The 17,701-nt window shown below is 44.2% G+C and carries 15 protein-coding genes and 1 riboswitch; of the genes, 5 read left to right on the forward strand and 10 right to left on the reverse strand.

What is annotated here, in order from left to right; translation table 11 throughout:
- Positions 1–4 precede the first annotated feature (4 nt).
- From P2G54_RS00500 to P2G54_RS00510, 3 genes are all read left to right on the forward strand, one after another.
- Positions 5–1,231, forward strand: coding sequence for a Glu/Leu/Phe/Val dehydrogenase dimerization domain-containing protein (locus P2G54_RS00500; protein WP_275867136.1), 1,227 nt, complete (start codon positions 5–7; stop codon positions 1,229–1,231).
- A 181-nt stretch (positions 1,232–1,412) separates the two neighbouring features.
- Positions 1,413–2,936, forward strand: coding sequence for a sodium:proton antiporter (locus P2G54_RS00505; RefSeq protein WP_275867137.1), 1,524 nt, complete (start codon positions 1,413–1,415; stop codon positions 2,934–2,936).
- 190 nt (positions 2,937–3,126) lie between these two features.
- Positions 3,127–3,705 carry a hypothetical protein gene (locus P2G54_RS00510; RefSeq protein ID WP_275867138.1) on the forward strand — a complete coding sequence of 193 codons (579 nt, stop codon included), beginning with the start codon at positions 3,127–3,129 and terminating at the stop codon, positions 3,703–3,705.
- A gap of 9 nt (positions 3,706–3,714) precedes the next feature.
- On the opposite strand, the gene P2G54_RS00515 is transcribed toward P2G54_RS00510, so the two are convergent.
- Positions 3,715–4,308, reverse strand: a complete 594-nt coding sequence (locus P2G54_RS00515) for a DNA-3-methyladenine glycosylase I (protein WP_275867139.1) — start codon at positions 4,306–4,308, stop codon at positions 3,715–3,717.
- Positions 4,309–4,357: 49 nt separating this feature from the next.
- Between P2G54_RS00515 and alr the strand changes: the two genes are divergently transcribed.
- Complete coding sequence (gene alr, locus P2G54_RS00520) at positions 4,358–5,548, forward strand: alanine racemase (RefSeq protein ID WP_275867140.1); 1,191 nt, start codon at positions 4,358–4,360, stop codon at positions 5,546–5,548.
- A gap of 7 nt (positions 5,549–5,555) precedes the next feature.
- Here alr and P2G54_RS00525 read toward each other — a convergent pair whose 3' ends face one another.
- The 7 genes from P2G54_RS00525 to rfbC form a co-directional block, all read right to left on the reverse strand.
- On the reverse strand, positions 5,556–6,293 hold the full coding sequence (locus P2G54_RS00525) for a shikimate dehydrogenase (RefSeq protein WP_275867141.1): 738 nt from the start codon (positions 6,291–6,293) through the stop codon (positions 5,556–5,558).
- Entirely contained in the window at positions 6,290–7,225 is a 936-nt protein-coding gene (locus P2G54_RS00530; RefSeq protein WP_275867142.1) for a DUF368 domain-containing protein, read from the reverse strand. Before P2G54_RS00530 ends, P2G54_RS00525 begins: the two co-directional genes overlap by 4 nt.
- Positions 7,226–7,283: 58 nt before the next feature.
- Positions 7,284–8,054, reverse strand: coding sequence for a phosphosulfolactate synthase (locus tag P2G54_RS00535; RefSeq protein WP_275867143.1), 771 nt, complete (start codon positions 8,052–8,054; stop codon positions 7,284–7,286).
- Between the two features lie 14 nt (positions 8,055–8,068).
- Positions 8,069–9,484, reverse strand: coding sequence for a tetratricopeptide repeat protein (locus P2G54_RS00540; protein ID WP_275867144.1), 1,416 nt, complete (start codon positions 9,482–9,484; stop codon positions 8,069–8,071).
- A 146-nt stretch (positions 9,485–9,630) separates the two neighbouring features.
- Positions 9,631–10,584 (reverse strand): NAD-dependent epimerase/dehydratase family protein, encoded by a 954-nt coding sequence (locus P2G54_RS00545; protein ID WP_275867145.1) that lies wholly within the window; start codon positions 10,582–10,584, stop codon positions 9,631–9,633.
- A gap of 12 nt (positions 10,585–10,596) precedes the next feature.
- The gene (locus tag P2G54_RS00550) at positions 10,597–11,343 is read right to left on the reverse strand and encodes a CpsB/CapC family capsule biosynthesis tyrosine phosphatase (RefSeq protein ID WP_275867146.1); all 747 of its coding nucleotides are present in this window, start codon (positions 11,341–11,343) and stop codon (positions 10,597–10,599) included.
- Complete coding sequence (gene rfbC / locus P2G54_RS00555; protein ID WP_275867147.1) at positions 11,343–11,897, reverse strand: dTDP-4-dehydrorhamnose 3,5-epimerase; 555 nt, start codon at positions 11,895–11,897, stop codon at positions 11,343–11,345. The genes P2G54_RS00550 and rfbC overlap by 1 nt, the downstream gene beginning before the upstream one ends.
- 193 nt (positions 11,898–12,090) lie before the next feature.
- Between rfbC and hflX the strand changes: the two genes are divergently transcribed.
- Positions 12,091–13,353, forward strand: a complete 1,263-nt coding sequence (hflX, locus tag P2G54_RS00560) for a GTPase HflX (RefSeq protein ID WP_275867148.1) — start codon at positions 12,091–12,093, stop codon at positions 13,351–13,353.
- Positions 13,354–13,452: 99 nt separating this feature from the next.
- On the opposite strand, the gene P2G54_RS00565 is transcribed toward hflX, so the two are convergent.
- Both P2G54_RS00565 and P2G54_RS00570 read right to left on the reverse strand, forming a co-directional pair.
- Positions 13,453–15,840, reverse strand: coding sequence for a TonB-dependent receptor (locus tag P2G54_RS00565; protein WP_275867149.1), 2,388 nt, complete (start codon positions 15,838–15,840; stop codon positions 13,453–13,455).
- Between the two features lie 143 nt (positions 15,841–15,983).
- A riboswitch (TPP riboswitch) is annotated at positions 15,984–16,080 on the reverse strand.
- 95 nt (positions 16,081–16,175) lie between these two features.
- Complete coding sequence (locus tag P2G54_RS00570; RefSeq protein ID WP_275867150.1) at positions 16,176–17,699, reverse strand: magnesium chelatase; 1,524 nt, start codon at positions 17,697–17,699, stop codon at positions 16,176–16,178.
- Positions 17,700–17,701: the final 2 nt, after the last annotated feature.

Below are 17,701 nucleotides of genomic sequence, written 5' to 3' on the forward strand. Positions count from 1 at the left end.
AAAAATGCAGGAATTATTAAAAAAGTTTGAGAATAAGCAACCTGAAATCATTTTCGAATGGAGTGATTCAGAATCTGAAGCAGAGGGTTGGGTAGTAATCAACTCCCTTCGGGGAGGAGCTGCCGGAGGTGGAACCCGGATGAGAAAAGGGCTGGACAGGAGGGAAGTCGAGTCCTTGGCCAAAACCATGGAGGTGAAATTTACAGTTTCCGGACCAGCCATCGGTGGGGCAAAATCAGGAATCAACTTCGATCCCAGCGACCCTAGAAAAGAAGAGGTACTCCGAAGGTGGTACAAGGCAGTCATGCCCCTACTCAAAAATTACTACGGAACAGGTGGAGATCTCAACGTAGATGAAATCCATGAAGTCATTCCAATCACCGAGTCCTATGGACTTTGGCATCCTCAGGAGGGAGTTGTCAATGGCCATTTCCACGCCAATGAACCTGAAAAAATCCGTAAGATTGGCCAATTGAGACAAGGAGTGTCCAAGGTACTTGAAGATCCCCTTTACACTCCCGATGGAGAAAAAAAATATACGGTAGCGGATATGATCACCGGATTTGGGGTAGCTGAGGCAATCCGCCACTACTACAAAATCTGGGGAGGAAATATAAAAGGCAAACGAGCCGTCATTCAAGGCTGGGGAAATGTGGGAGCTGCTGCTGCCTGCTTCCTTGCAGTTGAAGGAGTCAAAATCGTAGGGATCATTGACCGGGTAGGAGGGTTGATTAATCCGGAAGGCTTCTCTCTGGATGAGGTCAGATCTCTTTTCCTCAAACGTGAAGGAAACAAGCTGGTAGCCGATGACTTGATACCATTCGAAGAAATAAACCAAAAGATCTGGGATTTGGAAAGCGAAATCTTTATCCCTGCTGCCGCTTCCCGACTAATCACCCAGGAGCAAGCTGAGCGAATGGTGAATTCCGGTTTGGAGGTTATTTCCTGTGGTGCCAATGTCCCATTTGCCGATCCGGAGATTTTCTTCGGGCCAATAGCGGCATGGACAGATCAGCAGGTATCCGTAATCCCGGATTTCATCGCCAATTGTGGTATGGCAAGAGTTTTTGCCTACCTGATGAGCGAAAAGGCAGAAGTCACTGACCGGGCAATTTTCCGGGATGTGAGCAAGACCATAGAAAAAGCATTAAAGAAGACTTTCGCAGAAAATCCGGAAAAAACTAAACTGGCTGAAAGCTCCTTTAAAATAGCTTTGGATCAACTCGTGTAAAACCTTTCTTCCTGAATGCCCGGCTGTAGTTAATTTTTGGACAATTCAGCCGGGCCTTTCTTTTGGATAGGTGCAAATTCATGCAAAATCTGTAGTTTAGTGCTCGCCACATTGGATTTCCATCCAATTATAATTTCCTTTAATTAACCGAAAAGAATATACAGCTTACCAAATTATCCCCATGAAGAATTTTATACTAAGTTTCTCCATACTTTTCGGAATTTTATTTTTCGCAGGACCTCAGGTATCTGAAGTCCTTGCCCAAGACAACCCCGTAGAGCAAAACTATCTGGCTCAAGCCGATCATCAATCTGTAGATCATTCCAGTGCCGGTGAACACCAAGTTGATGCCGACCATGGAGAAGCCGCACACCATACACCTCCTACCTGGCTGGTGATTCCTTTTGTGGCATTGTTGCTGATGATTGCCACAGGACCTTTGTTTTATGAGCATTTCTGGCATCACAACTATCCAAAAATCGCAGTAGGGTTAGCCATTTTGGTAGTAGTCTATTATCTATTTGTATTGGAAAATGTCCATGGACCAGTACACGCTTTAGCAGAATATGTTCAGTTTATAGCCCTCTTGGCTTCACTTTACATTGCCTCTGGAGGCATCCTGATTGAAATTGATAAAAAAGCCACACCTCTGGCCAATGTTACCCTACTGGTTATTGGTGCATTGATCTCCAACCTGATTGGTACAACCGGAGCTTCCATGTTGTTGATCCGTCCCTTTATTCGACTGAACAAAGGAAACATACAACCTTATCATATTATCTTCTTCATCTTCATGGTGAGTAATATTGGAGGTTCCTTAACCCCAATTGGCGACCCTCCACTTTTCCTTGGATTCCTGAAAGGAATTCCATTCTTCTGGACCTTTGAGCACAACTGGCCTGCTTGGGTTTTTGCATTGCTGCTTCTTGCTTTGGTATTCTATGTTATAGACCGGAAGTTCGGACGCTCTGCTGATGATTCAGAAGTAGAGGCTAATAATTATACCAACAAGTTCACCCTCATCGGAGTCAAGAATTTTGGATGGCTGTTCATCGTAATCTGTTCTGTGTTCCTAGATCCAAACGTAATCGAATGGGTACCTTCCATTCAATATGACGGGCAGAAATTCTCCTTCCTACGTGAGATCATCATGCTTTCTGTGGCCTTTTTATCTTACCGATTTGCAGATCAGAAGGCAATCCAAGGCAATGAATTCAACTTCGAACCAATCCGTGAAGTGGCATTCATCTTCATCGGTATTTTCGGTACCATGATGCCAGCATTGGAATTGGTAGGTAACTTTGCAAAATCTCCTGAAGGAGCAGCATTGATCACGCACAATACCCTTTATTGGGGGACTGGTACACTTTCTGGGTTCCTGGACAACGCACCAACCTACCTTAATTTCCTTGCAGCAGCCATGGCTTCCAAAGGCGCCTCCATCAATAATATCGAAGAGGTGCGCCAATTTGCCGCAGACGGATTCCATGATTCAGCCTTTGAACTGATGGCCATCGCCGTAGCCTCCGTATTCTTTGGTGCGATGACCTATATCGGAAATGGTCCAAACTTCATGGTGAAGTCTATTGCAGAGCAAAGTGGAATTAAGATGCCTTCTTTCTTTGGCTATATCATCCGCTTCTCTTTGCCAATTTTGCTTCCGCTTCTATTTATTGTTTGGCTAGTCTTCTTTGCTTTTGTTTAACTATTCCAGTTACTAAAAAGCAAAAACGGTCTGGTGAAAAATCACCAGACCGTTTTTTATTAAAACTTTCATTTGTTCATCAAAACCAAGAGGATTTGGAGCCTCTGGCGAGAAAAACCCAATTTTTTAGGAGTTTTTTTTCAACAAACGAGTATGTTGAATCGTATTGATTATGAATCAATTATAAGCCATGAAAGCCAATCATTTTTTCCTGATCTTCTGCCTTCTTTTTTTGCTGTCCTGTTCGGAAGAAGACTATCTCCCTAGAGGAAGTCAACTTCTTTTGAACCCTAATTTATCCCTATACCAGGATTCTGTTTTTCCTTGGGCTCCTAGGTTTCCAAATGAAATTCAGTATGGAGTCAGTAGAGAGGTATTCTTGACTGGAAATCGATCACTCTTCATTGAGAATAAGGAAAGGTCCTCCGCTAATTCAGCTACTTGGATTCAAACCTACACTGGACCAATGCCTGCACCGGGAAGCACATTGGAGCTCATGGCTTTTGTAAAAGGAGAAAATGTGGTAGACTTGACGGCAGGAGGTAGAGTGCACATTGGGATAAAGGTCTTTCCCTTCGAAACGAGCGAAAGTAGAAATGCTTTCGCTACAAATGAACAACTATTACAAGGGGATTTCGATTGGATCCTGTTGAAGGCAACTTTAGAAAACTTCCCAAAAGATGCGGAAAAAATTCAGGTTAGTTTGTTTGTGCCTGATTTGACATTGGGAAAAGTTTACTTTGATGAGATTAACCTTTATGCGAGGTAAAGTCCAAGCTTAAGAACGCTGCAGTTTTTTCACTTCATCATATCGAAAACAATCCACCAAATGATCATTGACCAAGCCTGCCGCTTGCATATGGGCATAAATGGTGGTGCTTCCCAAAAATTTAAATCCACGCTTTTTCAAATCCTTGGCAAGGCGGTCTGATTCGGGCGAGGTAGCAGGAGCATCTTTTATGCTTTGAAGTTTATTTTGGATAGGTTTACCTCCAACAAATCCCCAGATATAATCGGAAAAGGAACCAAACTCTTTTTGTACCTCTTGAAATCTCTGGGCGTTGTTGATAGCAGCTTTGATCTTTAGTTTATTCCGGATGATGCCCGGCTCCTGAAGCAGTTCCTCGACATAACTCTCTGGGAAGTCGGCCACAACTCTATAATCGAAGTCGGCAAATGCTTTTTTGTAACCCTCCCGTTTTTTGAGAATGGTCGCCCAACTCAAACCTGCTTGTGCCGATTCCAAAACCAAAAATTCAAAATGAACCCGATCATCGTATACAGGAACACCCCATTCTTCATCGTGGTATTTTACATATTCCTCAAAGGAGAGGCACCAAGGGCATCGGGTTTGGTTTTCTGAAGGTTTCATCCAAGTATCTTTTGTTTAAAAGTAGAAAAGGTTTGCGATTTCCTTCGGAATGGCCTTACTTTTTGTCATGCAAGATTTCCCAACAGGTATTCCTACTTCCCGTCTTGAAATTAGCGCAAAAGCCTACCGCCAAAACATCCGCTACTTACGTTCCGAAATAGGGCCCAAGCCAACCATCTCCGCCGTGGTAAAAGGAAATGCCTATGGACATGGAATCGCCCAAGTCGTTCAAATTGCAGAGAAAACAGGGATCCGACATTTTAGCACCTTTAGTTCGGATGAAGCGTGGACAGTTAGAAAGCATTCTACCAAAAATTCCGAAATCATGATTATGGGGATGCTATATGAGGAAGAGTTGGAGGATTTGATTCGTTCGGGTATTAGTTTTTATGTGTTTGATTTTCAGCGTTTGGAGCGTGCCATTGAAGTTTCCAATCGGATCGGAATCCCTGCAAAAATTCATGTGGAATTAGAAACTGGTTTTCATCGAACAGGCTTCGAATGGGAGGACCGGGAAAAATTGGTGGAGCTTCTTCAACAAGGAAAAGATCAGGTGATTTTGGAAGGGCTATGTACGCATTATGCCGGGGCAGAAAGTGTGAGCAATTATGTCCGCGTGAAAAAGCAGATCGCCGTTTATTATGATTTCAAAAATTACCTATCCGAAAACAAGCTGTTTTTTAACCGTTATCATTCCGCCTGTTCGGCCGCAACATTGATATTTCCGGAAACCATCATGGATATGGTTCGAATTGGGATTGCCGGATATGGTTTTTGGCCAACCAAGGAAACCTACTTTGCCAAGTTGAAAGACCTCCCTAAAAACAACAAAAACCCTCTGAAAAGACTGATTACCTGGAAAAGTCAGGTAATGAGTTTGAAAAAAGTGGAAATGGGTGAGTTTGTGGGTTATGGAAATAGTTTTATGGCTTTGAGAGAAATGATGTTGGCGATTGTCCCCGTAGGCTATGGGCACGGGTACAGCCGATTGCTGAGTAATTCCGGTCAGGTGTTGATCGGAGGAAAATATTGTCAGGTGGTGGGAACGGTAACCATGAATGCGATCGCGGTGGACATTTCAGCGATGAAGGGGGTGAAAATCGGCGACGAGGTCGTCATGATTGGCAAACAAGGAAGACAGGAAATTACGGTTGCGAGTTTCTCGGAATCAACCCAACAGGTCAATTATGAATTATTGACCCGACTTCCACGGGACATTCCCCGAAAGATCATCGATTGAAATTGTATCAGGAATTCCAGATTTTCCATGCCGCCTCGGCCTGAAGTTCCAGCATTTCGAGGCCATTTTTAGCCTTTCCCCCTCGATCCAGGCAAGCCTTCATCAAGGTGGTGATCTCCGGATTATAAACCAAGTCATATACAAAATGCACAGAATTCAGATGATCAACCGGAATATCCGGCATGTCCTCAGTCTTGGGATAAGTACCCAAAGGAGTACAGTTGATCAACAAGTGATACCCTTGAATCAAGTTTGGATCTTGATGCAAATCGGAATAGGTAATTTGATTTTCTCCGGCAGTTCTTGAAACCGACAGGAACTCTAAGCCCATATCTGAAAGAGCCTGCTTAATGGCCTTGGACGCACCACCTGTTCCCAAAACCAAGGCTTTGGGCTTTGTCCTTCCTAGCCATTTTTCCAAGGATTCCTTAAAACCAATGTAATCCGTGTTGAAGCCTTTGAGTTTTCCTGGACGGATTTGGATACAATTGACAGCACCGATTTTAGCGCATGCCGGATCCAGCTCATCCAGATAAGCCATCACTTCCTGCTTGTAGGGAATGGTTACGGACATGCCCTCCAGTTTAGGGTTTGCCTTCAGCACTTCCGGAAAATCCTGAATGCTTGGAATTTCATAAAGATCAAAGCGGCAGTCCTGAATATGCTCACGTTCAAATTTGGCAGTAAAGTATTTTTTCGAAAAAGAATGTCCCAAAGGGTACCCTATCAAACCAAATTTTCTCATGACTTCTTCAATTGATTTGCGAGCAAGTCTATTCCTAAAACAAGCAAAATCCCTCCAACAAATCCCGCTATTGCCAAGCCTACAAAAGGTTCCTGACCCACTTGCGCTAAATACTCACTTGGAAGGAGATTTTCTGTAAGAAAGGGCTTTTGCTCTCCTGAAGAAGAAATTCGGTATTCAGTTACGATTTTCCAAGGCCAGAGCTTATTGACCGATCCTAACATAAAGCCTGAAAGCAAACCTATGGTGGTCGAGTGAAATTTGCGCAGCAACCAAGAAATCACCCGACTAAAAGAAAGAATTCCGACAATGCAACCCAGAGCAAAAAGACCCAAAGTCAAAATATCCCTCTCAGAAACAGCATGGAGAATGGTCTCATATTTTCCCAAGATCAACAGAATAAAACTTCCGCTGATACCGGGCAGGATCATCGCACAAATGGCAATGGCACCGGAAACAAAAGTAAACCAAAGTGCATCCGGTGAGGAAGTAGGAGGCAATTCTGTAACCCAATAGGCTATTGCAGTTCCTAGTAAAACAGAAACTACCACACCCAAATGCCAGCGTTTGATTTCTTTCAGGATCATAAATGCGCTGACCAAAATTAATCCGCAGAAAAATGACCAAAGGACTACAGGATGCTCAATCATCAGATAGGTGATGAGCCTGGAAAGAGTAAAAATACTGGTGAGTATCCCCAATAATAAACTCAGGAGAAAGCTGCCATTTACTGATTTGTAAAATCCCTTGAGATCAAACTTGACCAGCAATGTCAAATTTTCCCGATTGAAGGAATTGATACTATCCAGCAATCTTTGGTAGATCCCGGTGATCAGGGCAATAGAGCCTCCCGATACTCCGGGTACAATGTCCGCTGCCCCCATGGCCATCCCTTTGAGGTAGATCAGTAGGTATTTTTTGATTAAATCCATGAACAAAAATAAAGGCTGACCAGAATGAATTCTGATCAGCCCGATTAGATTCTGCTAATTACAATTTGATTTCTCCCAAAAAATGGTCGAATGTGTCGCCTCTGAGTCCGAGACGAATGGTCTCCAAAGGAATCACTTCCGCTGGACTGATGTTTCCAAGGTTTACATTGGCACCCAAAAGCTTGATAAACCAAACCTGCTGGGACTTAATTGGGGCTTCCCAAATGATGCGCTCTTCAGGAACTTGAGTGAGGATCTCCTCAACCAATCCCTGACGTACTTCACCCGAGTCTCTGAAAAGTCCTACGTTTCCACCTTCTCTGGCTTCCCCGATTACTTTCCAAGCACCCGCCTGAAGCTCGGTTTGCATCTGCTCGATCCACTTATAGGGAGGGATAATCTTGGCAGCGTCTTTGGAACCCACCTCAGACAAAACAGTCACCTGCTGGGAAAGGGTGGAAATAAACTCACACTTTTTGTCGTGATTTAGGGAAATGGAGCCGTCGGAAACCTCTGCGTAACCCAAGTCATATTTATCCAGAACCTTTCGGTAATCATCAAATTGACCTCGTACGATAAAGGCTTCGAAAAGTGTTCCTCCAAAATAAACCGGGATGCCGGCGGATTTATAGATCGCGATTTTCTCAGCGAGATGCTTGGTCACGTAAGATGTGGCCCATCCCAATTTGACAATGTCCACAAAATCGGAGCAGCTGTCTACAAAATCTTCCACGGCACGAAGGCTGAGGCCTTTGTCCATGGCCATAGTAAATCCCGTGGTACGCGGCTTTTCAGTACGTACAGGGATGTTCTTTAGCACATAATTCATTCGCTTGTATTAGTTTAGGGCTGGAGATTCTCATCTCTATACTGGGCAATCAGCTTGTAGATGGCCTTTTGCTTTTCCAGCTCGGGCATCAAATCATACAAAACTGTATGCCGATCAAAGTCCAAAGTTAAGCCATTTTCCAAATATGAAAACGCCTCTTTGTAATTGCCCATTTTGATTTGATAAACAACCATTCGATAATAGAGCTCCGCCTCCTCGGGCAACTCCTCTATTCCTTCCCGAATTACATCAATCGCTTCCTCGAATCTGTTCTGGTCAAAATAAATCACAGACAGGTTGACATAGGTTTCCATGATGCCGGGCTCCAGATTGATGGCCTCTTCATAGGCTTCCGAACTGGCCTGTAGATTTCCCAGGTTAAATTCCGCATCTGCCAATCCTACCCAATAATTCGGGTTTTCTTTGCTGAGATTCAGTGCTTTTTTGAAATAGTGGATGGCTTCAAAGAATTTCTCCTTTTTGAGCATGCACATTCCCAAGCCAAACCAAGCATCGTCATACTCCTCATCCAGCTTGGCGGATTTTTTGAAATATTTGAAGGCTTCATCAACTTTTCCCAACTTTTCATAGGCAGCACCCATGTAGCAGCAGTTTTCCGCATTGGCGCCTTCACAGTTGATGGTATTCTGGTACGCCTCTAAAGCAAGCTCGTATTGCTGGGTATTCATCAGGGCATTGCCCAAATTGAAATAAGCTGAAGCAAAGGAATCATCAATCAAAAGCGCATAATCATAGGCCTTGATGGCTTCTTCAAACCTGCCAAGCCGGTTATAAACTACCCCCAAATTGTACCATGCACCCGCACTGTAGGGATCTTGATCGATAAATTCCTGATAAAAAGTGAGGATCTCGTCAAAAGATCCATCCTCTTCGGTGATCATGGCCAGCTGAAACAGGGCGTCCTCATGGTTGATCCGGATCTTCACCGCCTCCTTGAAAGCCTCACTTGCTTTCTCATTGTCCCCTTTGGCTCGAAATAGATTTCCCAAGGAATAATAAACCTCGGCCTTATCCTCTGCAAGTGGAAGAAAACGCTCCAACAACTCAATGCCCTCTTGGGGATTTCCAGCAAGAATATAGGCATTGCCCAAGGCAAGTATAATTTCCTCGTTATTGGGAGAGATGTTGTTGATGTTTTCCAGGATACCCAACCCTTCCTCCAATTCATCATTGAAGATCAGGCACTGGGCTTTCAGTAATTTGATTTCCACTGAAAACGGGAATTTCTCCAGGGCGAATTCAGAGGCTCTTAAAGCTTTTAGGAATTTTTGCTGATCGAAATAAAATCGAATGATGTCTTCCAGTTCTTCCTCTTCAAAATAAAGATCGAGATTGGCTTTCAGGGAATTCTCAAACCGCTCAACAAGCTTTTTGTCGTTTTCCCAATCTTGGTCGTGATCTCCTGTCATTCAGATGTGTTATGGTTTACTTAAGATACCAAATATTCCGGTCTCTCAAAATCGTGATTTGTTAAATTTTTCCAAGCCTATCACTTTCTATTCAAGCTTGGAGTTGGTCTGCGGAATGTGGATAACGAAGGGGATGAAAAATAAGTTTATTTAGCCCATAAAAAGGTGTCTTTCAGGTCTCTGTATTTGAATTCTAGCAGGCTGGTAGCTTTGGTGTTGTCGTAGGTGATTTTTTGGGTTGAAAGCATCGCAGTTTTATTATTTAGGGGGTTTTTGCTCAACCCCAATTTTCTGGAAATTGAGGCATAAAGAACTGCAAGTCGCAACATCAGGGAATTGGTAGGACGGTGTGGCGCTTTTTTTCCAAAGGCCTCGGCCATTATCTGGAAAAACTCCTTATAAGGCATGCTTTCTTTATTCAGAATAAAACGCTTTCCCCAGGCTTCCTTTTCCACCAATAACCGCACCATCTCTGCAGCATCTCGCACATCCAGATAATTCACATTCCCGGAAGGGTAAAATGAATTTTCTTCCAGCACATAGTGATAAATGGCGGTACTGCTTCTATCGTCACTGATCTTCCCCAGCAAAACAGATGGGTTGACTACCATTAAATCCAGGCCTTCCTGTTCCCCTCTCCAGGCCTCTAGCTCTCCCCAGTACTTGGAAATGGCATAATCCGTATTAAAGGGAGATTCAGTCCATTTGAAATCTTCATCATAGAATTGCTGTTCCGGGGCTCTACCGATGGCCGCCACAGAACTCACATGAACAAGCTTTCTGACTTCGGTTTGGAGCATTGCATTGACCAGATTTGCTGTACCCCTGACATTGGTTTCATAAAGCTGATCTGTATCTGCCGGATCATAGGAAACCATTCCTGCCACATGAATTACCAGATCTTTTCCGGAAATAGCTGATTCCAGGGAATCCACATCCGATAGTGCTCCCTCATGCCAATGAATTGGAAAATCCACATCCTCAAGCAAACGCGTAGATGAACCGGGTCTTTTGATCCCATGGATCTCTCCAAGGGAGGCAAATTCCTTTGCCAAATAACTTCCCAAAAGTCCAGTGATACCGGTAATGAGGATTTTCATGCGTTCAAATTCTTATAAATCCGTGTTTTTCCAATTGGCCTCTTGAAGTTGCCGATAATATTTTGTTTGCGGAAGGGTCCCCAAGACCTCCAAATAGCGGTCATTGTGGCAATCCGTACCCAAGAACTTGATCAGGCCTTTTTTCAAGAGCATTTCTGCAAATTCCTTCACCTCTCTGGAATAAAAGCCGGTGAAGGAAAGCAAATTTACCTGAAACAAAATATTGCGATCAATCAGATCCTTGAGCAATTCCTTGTTGAAAATAAGATATTGATAGCGTTCAGGATGTGCAAGAATTGGTTTGTATCCTGCCATTTCCAATTGGAACAGTACTTCAAAGAGCATCTGGGGCTTATTAACAAAGCCTGTTTCCACCAAAATATACTGATCCCCAAAAGTAAGCAGTGGTTCACCGGCCTCCACCTTTTCCAAAAGAACCTCGTCCATGAAATATTCCGCTGCCGCTTCGATTTCCATAGCTATTCCCTCCGAGGCAACCTCCCGTTTCAGATCTTCCAGCCCCATGTGGATGATTTCAGGGGTGTTTCTGAAAAATTCCGACATGATATGAGGGGTAGTAATGAGTTTTCGAAGTCCAAAGTCAGCTAGTTGCTTGATCAGTCTAATTGATTCTTCCATAGACTTGGATCCGTCATCAATACCGGGGATCAGGTGGGAATGCATATCCACCTGCATCCAACTCAAATCCAGTGGCTCTTTGACTTGCTCCTTTTTTTTGAAAAAATCAAAAATCCCCATTACAGTCCTCCTTTGCTTATTTGCTTAAACTCCTCAAGAGTGGGCCAATAGCTGTCTTTTTCAGAAATAATGGGTTCACTGACCTGCCAGTCAATTCCCAAATCGGGATCGTTCCAGATGATCCCTCCTTCAGCTGGTTTATTGTAGTAATTGGAGCACTTGTAGACGAATACAGCATCCTCCAACACGGAAAACCCATGTGCAAATCCCGCTGGAATGTACAACAGGTTATGTTTCTCAGTGTCAAGGGTAACAGTCAATGATTGACCAAAGGTTGGGGAATCCTTTCTGAGATCCACAACGGCATCCAGTACTTTCCCTTGAATGACCCGCACTAATTTGGCCTGGGCAAAGGGCGAATGTTGGAAATGCAATCCTCTAACGGTTCCCTTTTGGGAATAAGACTGATTGTCCTGCACCCAGCCATGATCCACCCCAAAAGGGCTTAGCCAGTCCTCCCGGTACGATTCAAAAAAATAACCTCTTTGGTCCTTGAATACAGTCGGGAAAATCTCCAAAACACCGGAAAGTGATGTTTCTTTTACTTGAGCCATAGGGAGCTGTTGGTTTAATTCAAACAGACAGTAAAATAACCACGAGCAAAAACACTATCCTAATCAATTTTGGAGAAATATACCGAACTTTGCAGGCTACAGGCTGATTTTCAGTAGAGCATCCGTTTGATTCTGTTCAGAAAAGAAACTAAAAATCCCAAAGCCTGCTTTTATTCCTAGATTCAAACAGCACATGAGCAAATTTTCGCGCAAGCTTCAAAAATTACACGATACTGCACCCAAGCAGGAAACCGCAGTCTTAGTCAGCGTCATCCGACAAAACCAAAGCGAACAGGAAACGGAGGAGCATCTGGATGAACTGGCCTTCCTGACCGAAACTCTAGGCGTAAAGGCTGTTTACCGTTTTACCCAAAAAATGGAAAAACCCGATATCCGCACCTTTGTGGGTAAAGGAAAGTTGGAGGAAATCCAGGCCTATGTGGAGCATTTTGGGGTGGATATGGTCATTTTCGATGATGACCTTTCTCCTTCGCAGATGAAAAACCTGGAGAATGAACTGAAGGTAAAAGTCTATGATCGGTCTTTGTTGATTCTGGATATTTTCCTGAAACGGGCTCAAACAGCCCAAGCAAAAACCCAGGTGGAATTGGCCCGCTACCAATACCTTTTACCAAGATTGACCCGCATGTGGACGCACTTGGAACGTCAGCGAGGAGGAACTTCTACCCGAGGCGGTGCCGGTGAAAAGGAAATCGAAACGGATAAGCGGGATATCCGAAATAAAATCTCCCTCCTTAAAGCCAAATTGAAGGAGATTGAAAAACAAGGAGAGACCCAGAGAAAAGGCCGAAAGGGTATAGTCCGTGTTGCTTTGGTTGGTTATACCAACGTAGGAAAGAGCACCTTGATGAACCTCATCACCAAAACTGATATTCTGGCCGAAAACAAACTGTTTGCGACTGTGGATTCAACGGTTCGGAAAGTTGTCCTGGATAATATTCCCTTTCTGCTTTCGGATACGGTTGGGTTTATCCGAAAACTTCCGACCCACTTGATCGAATCCTTCAAATCTACCTTGGACGAAATTAGAGAAGCGGACCTACTGGTCCATGTGGTGGATATTTCACATCCCAGCTTTGAGGATCATATTTCCGTGGTCAATCAGACCCTGAGAGAAATCAAAGCCGGTGACAAGCCCGTTTTGTTGGTTTTCAACAAGATAGACTTGGTGGAAACTATGCCGTCCGAAGAAAAAATCCAAGAGATGAGCGAATTGGAACTGGAGGAAGCCAACTATTTGGATTTTCAGGCTTTATCCGATGCTTATGAAAAGAAAAATGGGATCAAGCCGGTATTTATGGCAGCAGCAAGTGGACTCCATGTTGAGGAATTCCGGGAGGCTCTGGTCAACGAAGTCAAAAAGCAGCATAGAAAAATCTACCCGCATTACCTGGAAGATCAGGTGGTCTCTTTTGATCAGACCGAAGAAAAGTAAACTGAATTTTGAAGGCCCTTTTCACTGAATCAGTCCAGAACTAAAAAAGTCCTGCTTCTCATGAGAGGCAGGACTTTTTAAATACCTAAAAACAAACTTTTAGAACTTCATACTCACTCCCAACAGGAAGTTGGTTCCTGCCATTGGGTAATAGTAATTTTCTGTAATCAATTCTCTTCCTGAATCTCCCGGCACGAAATAGCTAAAGGTGTAGCCATTCGGCTCATACATCTCATTGAAGATATTATTGATCAGGAGATTCACTTCCAATCCCTTGAAGAAACGAGGCTGTGCCACATAACTGATCCGAAGGTCATTGGTAAAGAATGCATCCAAAGATCTTGATTCATTGGAGGAATTGTCCAAAAACTGTCTGCCCACGTATTTGCTCAACCAGTTTAGCGAAAGGTTTTTCACCGGTTTAAATTCTATCATGGCTGAACTTACCACGTTTGGTGAAAATGCGATATCTGTATCGGTGTAGCTGAAGCTTTCCTGACGGAAATCCTCCACACTATAGTCATCCACATATTCGGTAAACTCCTTGATCTTGTTTTGGCTCAGGGCAATATTAGCTCCCAAGGTCCAAGCTTTGGATACTTGGTAAGCTCCGTCCAACTCAAGTCCTGCCCGGTAGGAAGAGGCCACGTTTTCGCGGATATAGGCTCCGACATCATTGATCTGTCCGGTAAGGATCAACTGATCTTTGTAGTCCATGTAGTAAAGGTTGGCATTGTAGGAGAAATTTCCTGCCTTGGCTCTGACACCAGCTTCAATATTGTTCAAGCGTTCCGGTCTTGGCACTTCGGTGATCGGGTTATCGGTAAAATCTGATCTGGTGGGTTCACGGTTTGCTACGGCATAACTAGCATACCAGGTCTTTCCTAGATTTTCATAGCTCAGACCAAACTTGGGATTGAAGAAGGTATAATTTTCTCCACCATCTACAATTCTTTGATCATCATTGACGCCTTCAAAAGAGTAATTAATCCCTCTTACCTGTAAATCACCAAATAGATTCAGGCCTGTACTTACCTCATAGGTTGCTTTTGCATAAATATTCCTATCATCCTTGATGGCATTGTTATCATAGTAGCGATCTCGGATATTGAGATCTCCGGCAATTCGTGCCCAGATGATTTCTCCAAAATGCCCTCCATCATATCGGTTGGCTCCTCCACCCAGAACCAAGTCCAGTTTACCATCTGTGGAAACGTAATTGACAGAGCCCACGAACCCAAAGAAATCATTGTCCAGCCATCTTCTGCGGATGATGTCTGTGCGGGAAATCAACTCCTCTCCGATCTGCACGTCTGGTAATCCGTACCTGGAAAACTTGTCATCAGCCCGAAACTGCTCATAATATCCTCTTCCATATGTATAATGCAGGGCCAGATTGGTCTTCCAGTTGGAGCCGTACTTTCCGGTATAGATCAACTGGTAATGATCCTGCTGATAATTGTCCGTTTCGTTATCGTAGGTGTAGTAATTGGAGGTTCTGTCAGTCTCCAACAAATACTCCGGAAGACCCCACCAAGACTGGTAGGTTTGCTCTTTTCCGGAGAAAACATTGACCTTCACCACATGCTTTTCACCATAATATCCACCGGAAACAAAATAACTTCCCAAATCCGAAAAGGCTCTGTCCACATATCCGTCAGAAGTAATTTTGGAAAGTCTGGCATCCACGGCAAAATGGTTGTTGAGCAATCCGGTCCCAGCCTTTACAGTGTGCTTCCACGTGTTGAATGAACCCACACTGTTGTCCACTTCTGCATAAGCCTCATCTCTACGGGTGTCGGTCTGGAAGTTCAAGCTGGCCCCAAAAGTAGCCGCACCGTTGGTGGAGGTACCCACTCCTCTCTGGATCTGCACATTGTCTACAGAGGAGGCAAAATCCGGCATATTCACCCAAAAAACCCCGTGTGATTCTGCGTCATTAAGCGGGATTCCGTTTACTGTTACGTTGATTCGGGTTTGGTCTGTGCCACGGATTCTTAGCCCGGTATAACCTACCCCTGCACCAGCATCGGAGTGAGTCACCACAGAAGGCGTAAAATTGAGCAGGATTGGAATATCCTGACCCAGATTTCGCTTTGCGATGTCTCTCTTGCCAATAGTTTGGAAAGTGGTTGGAGTTGTTTCAGAGGCCCTTGTGGAGGAAACGATAAATTCCTCTGTCATAAAATCCTGACTAGTCAGCCTGATTTCGAGCTCCCCAGAAAAAGGAAGAGTCAAAGTTTGTCTATAGGTCTCATATCCTAGATAAGAAACCCTCAGCTCAATTTCCCCTTGGGGTAATTTGCTCAATGTAAAATTTCCTTTGGAATCAGTAACGGCACCTCTTCCCAGTTTTTCAGTCCAAACGGAAGCTCCTGTAAGTGGCTCCCCGCTTTGGGCATCCAGAACTTTCCCGCTCAATGATTCCTGAGCCATAGCTGAAAATGCGGCCAGCCAAAAGGCCAGACCAAGTAATACGTTTTTCATTTGTTTTTACCCTTTCGGGTGATTGAGTGAAACATTAGAAAACTTAGGGGAAGCTTTCCGTGATTGTTTACCCGTGTCGCGCAATGAAATGGAACAGGAAAAACCGAATGGTACCAAGTCCGGCACTCCGAATTCAAATACTCTTTTACGCTTTCTCATTTGCCTTCGCCGGCATTACCCGGATCAGGTCGTATGGGTATGATCTCAGCCCGTTGTATTAAGGCACCCCTTATGATCTGAGAGCAAAGGTACAGTGGAAAAGTTTGTTTCCAAGGCTTCAAAACAAAAAAAGGGGCTTCAAAAAAGCCCCTACTTAAAATATCAAGAGAATTTCTTTACAAATCATCCTCCTCAAAATCGTCCTCTTCTCCGGCTCCCATATCAAACATAGAGCTGAACAAATCCTTGAACTGCAGACCTGTATCGAGCATTTTTTTACTCAATTGGGAATATTCGGCCAAACCATGCAGCGCGAATTCCATGAAAAATTCCTTCTCCTTTTCAGGAAGATTCTTGACCATCTGGGTCACTACATCTTCCAATCCCGGTACAGAATGCAGCAAGGTCTTGTATTCCTTATCGGATTGGGAGGCTAAAATGTCCAGGACATTTCCCTCCCCAAACCAGGCCAACGGAATCACGTAGGGGTTTCCTTCCCGGTCTTTTTTCTTTTGCTCCGGAGATGGAAAATAATTGGCAAACTGAGTTCGAATAGCTTTACCGATCAGATTGTAAGCCACCAAACCTGCACCTTCCTGCTCTCCCTCATAGACCAATTCCACTTTTCCGGTAATGGCCGGGATCACGCCAATGAGATCCGCAACCCGGACTACGGTATTGTTTTCCCCGTTCAGGTACAAACGTCTTTCCGCTGCTGAAATCAAATTCTCATAGGCAGAGATGGTCAATCGGGCAGAAACCCCGCTTTTTTCGTCCACATATTCAGAATTTCTGGCCTCTATCGCGATCTGCTCGATCAGATCCTTCATCAGCTCAGGTACATGGATTTGCTGTACGGGCTTCCCGTCCAAATTTGCCTCTTGAGCGGTAATCCTTTTTCCGATCTCAATGGATTTGGGATAGTGGGTAATAATCTGGCTTTCGATCCGGTCCTTCAGCGGGGTTACGATACTTCCCCGGTTGGTATAATCCTCCGGGTTGGCAGTAAAGACAAACTGAATGTCCAAAGGCAATCTCAGCTTAAATCCACGGATCTGAATATCTCCTTCCTGCAATATATTGAACAGGGCCACCTGGATTCGGGCCTGCAGATCCGGCAACTCGTTTATCACAAAGATGGAACGGTGGGAGCGGGGTACCAATCCGTAATGTATCACCCGCTCGTCATTATAGCTTAGCTTCAAAGTAGCTGCTTTAATGGGATCCACATCGCCGATCAGATCCGCAACCGAAACATCTGGTGTAGCCAGTTTTTCGGTATAGCGATCCTCTCTGTGCCACCAAGAAATCGGGGTCTGATCACCTTTGGACTCTATCAATTCTTTCGCATAGGAACTCAAAGGATGAAGTGGATCATCATTGAGTTCAGAGCCTTCTACTACGGGAACATACTCGTCCAGCAACAAAGTCATCATTCGGGCAATTCTGGTCTTAGCCTGTCCACGAAGTCCCAACAAATTGATGTTGTGACGAGACAAAATAGCCCGTTCGATGTCCGGTATCACGGTGTCCTCATATCCCCATATTCCGGCAAAGACATTTTCCTTTGCCTTGATTTTCTCAATCAAATTATCCCTAAGCTCCTCCTTGATGGATTTGGGAAGGTATCCGGCAGCTTTGAGCTGTCCCAGGTTTTTTATTTGGAGCAATTCGTGTGCGGTAAGTTTTTTATAATCCATGC

It is taken from the genome of Algoriphagus sp. CAU 1675, assembly GCF_029222925.1.
GTDB lineage: Bacteria > Bacteroidota > Bacteroidia > Cytophagales > Cyclobacteriaceae > Algoriphagus.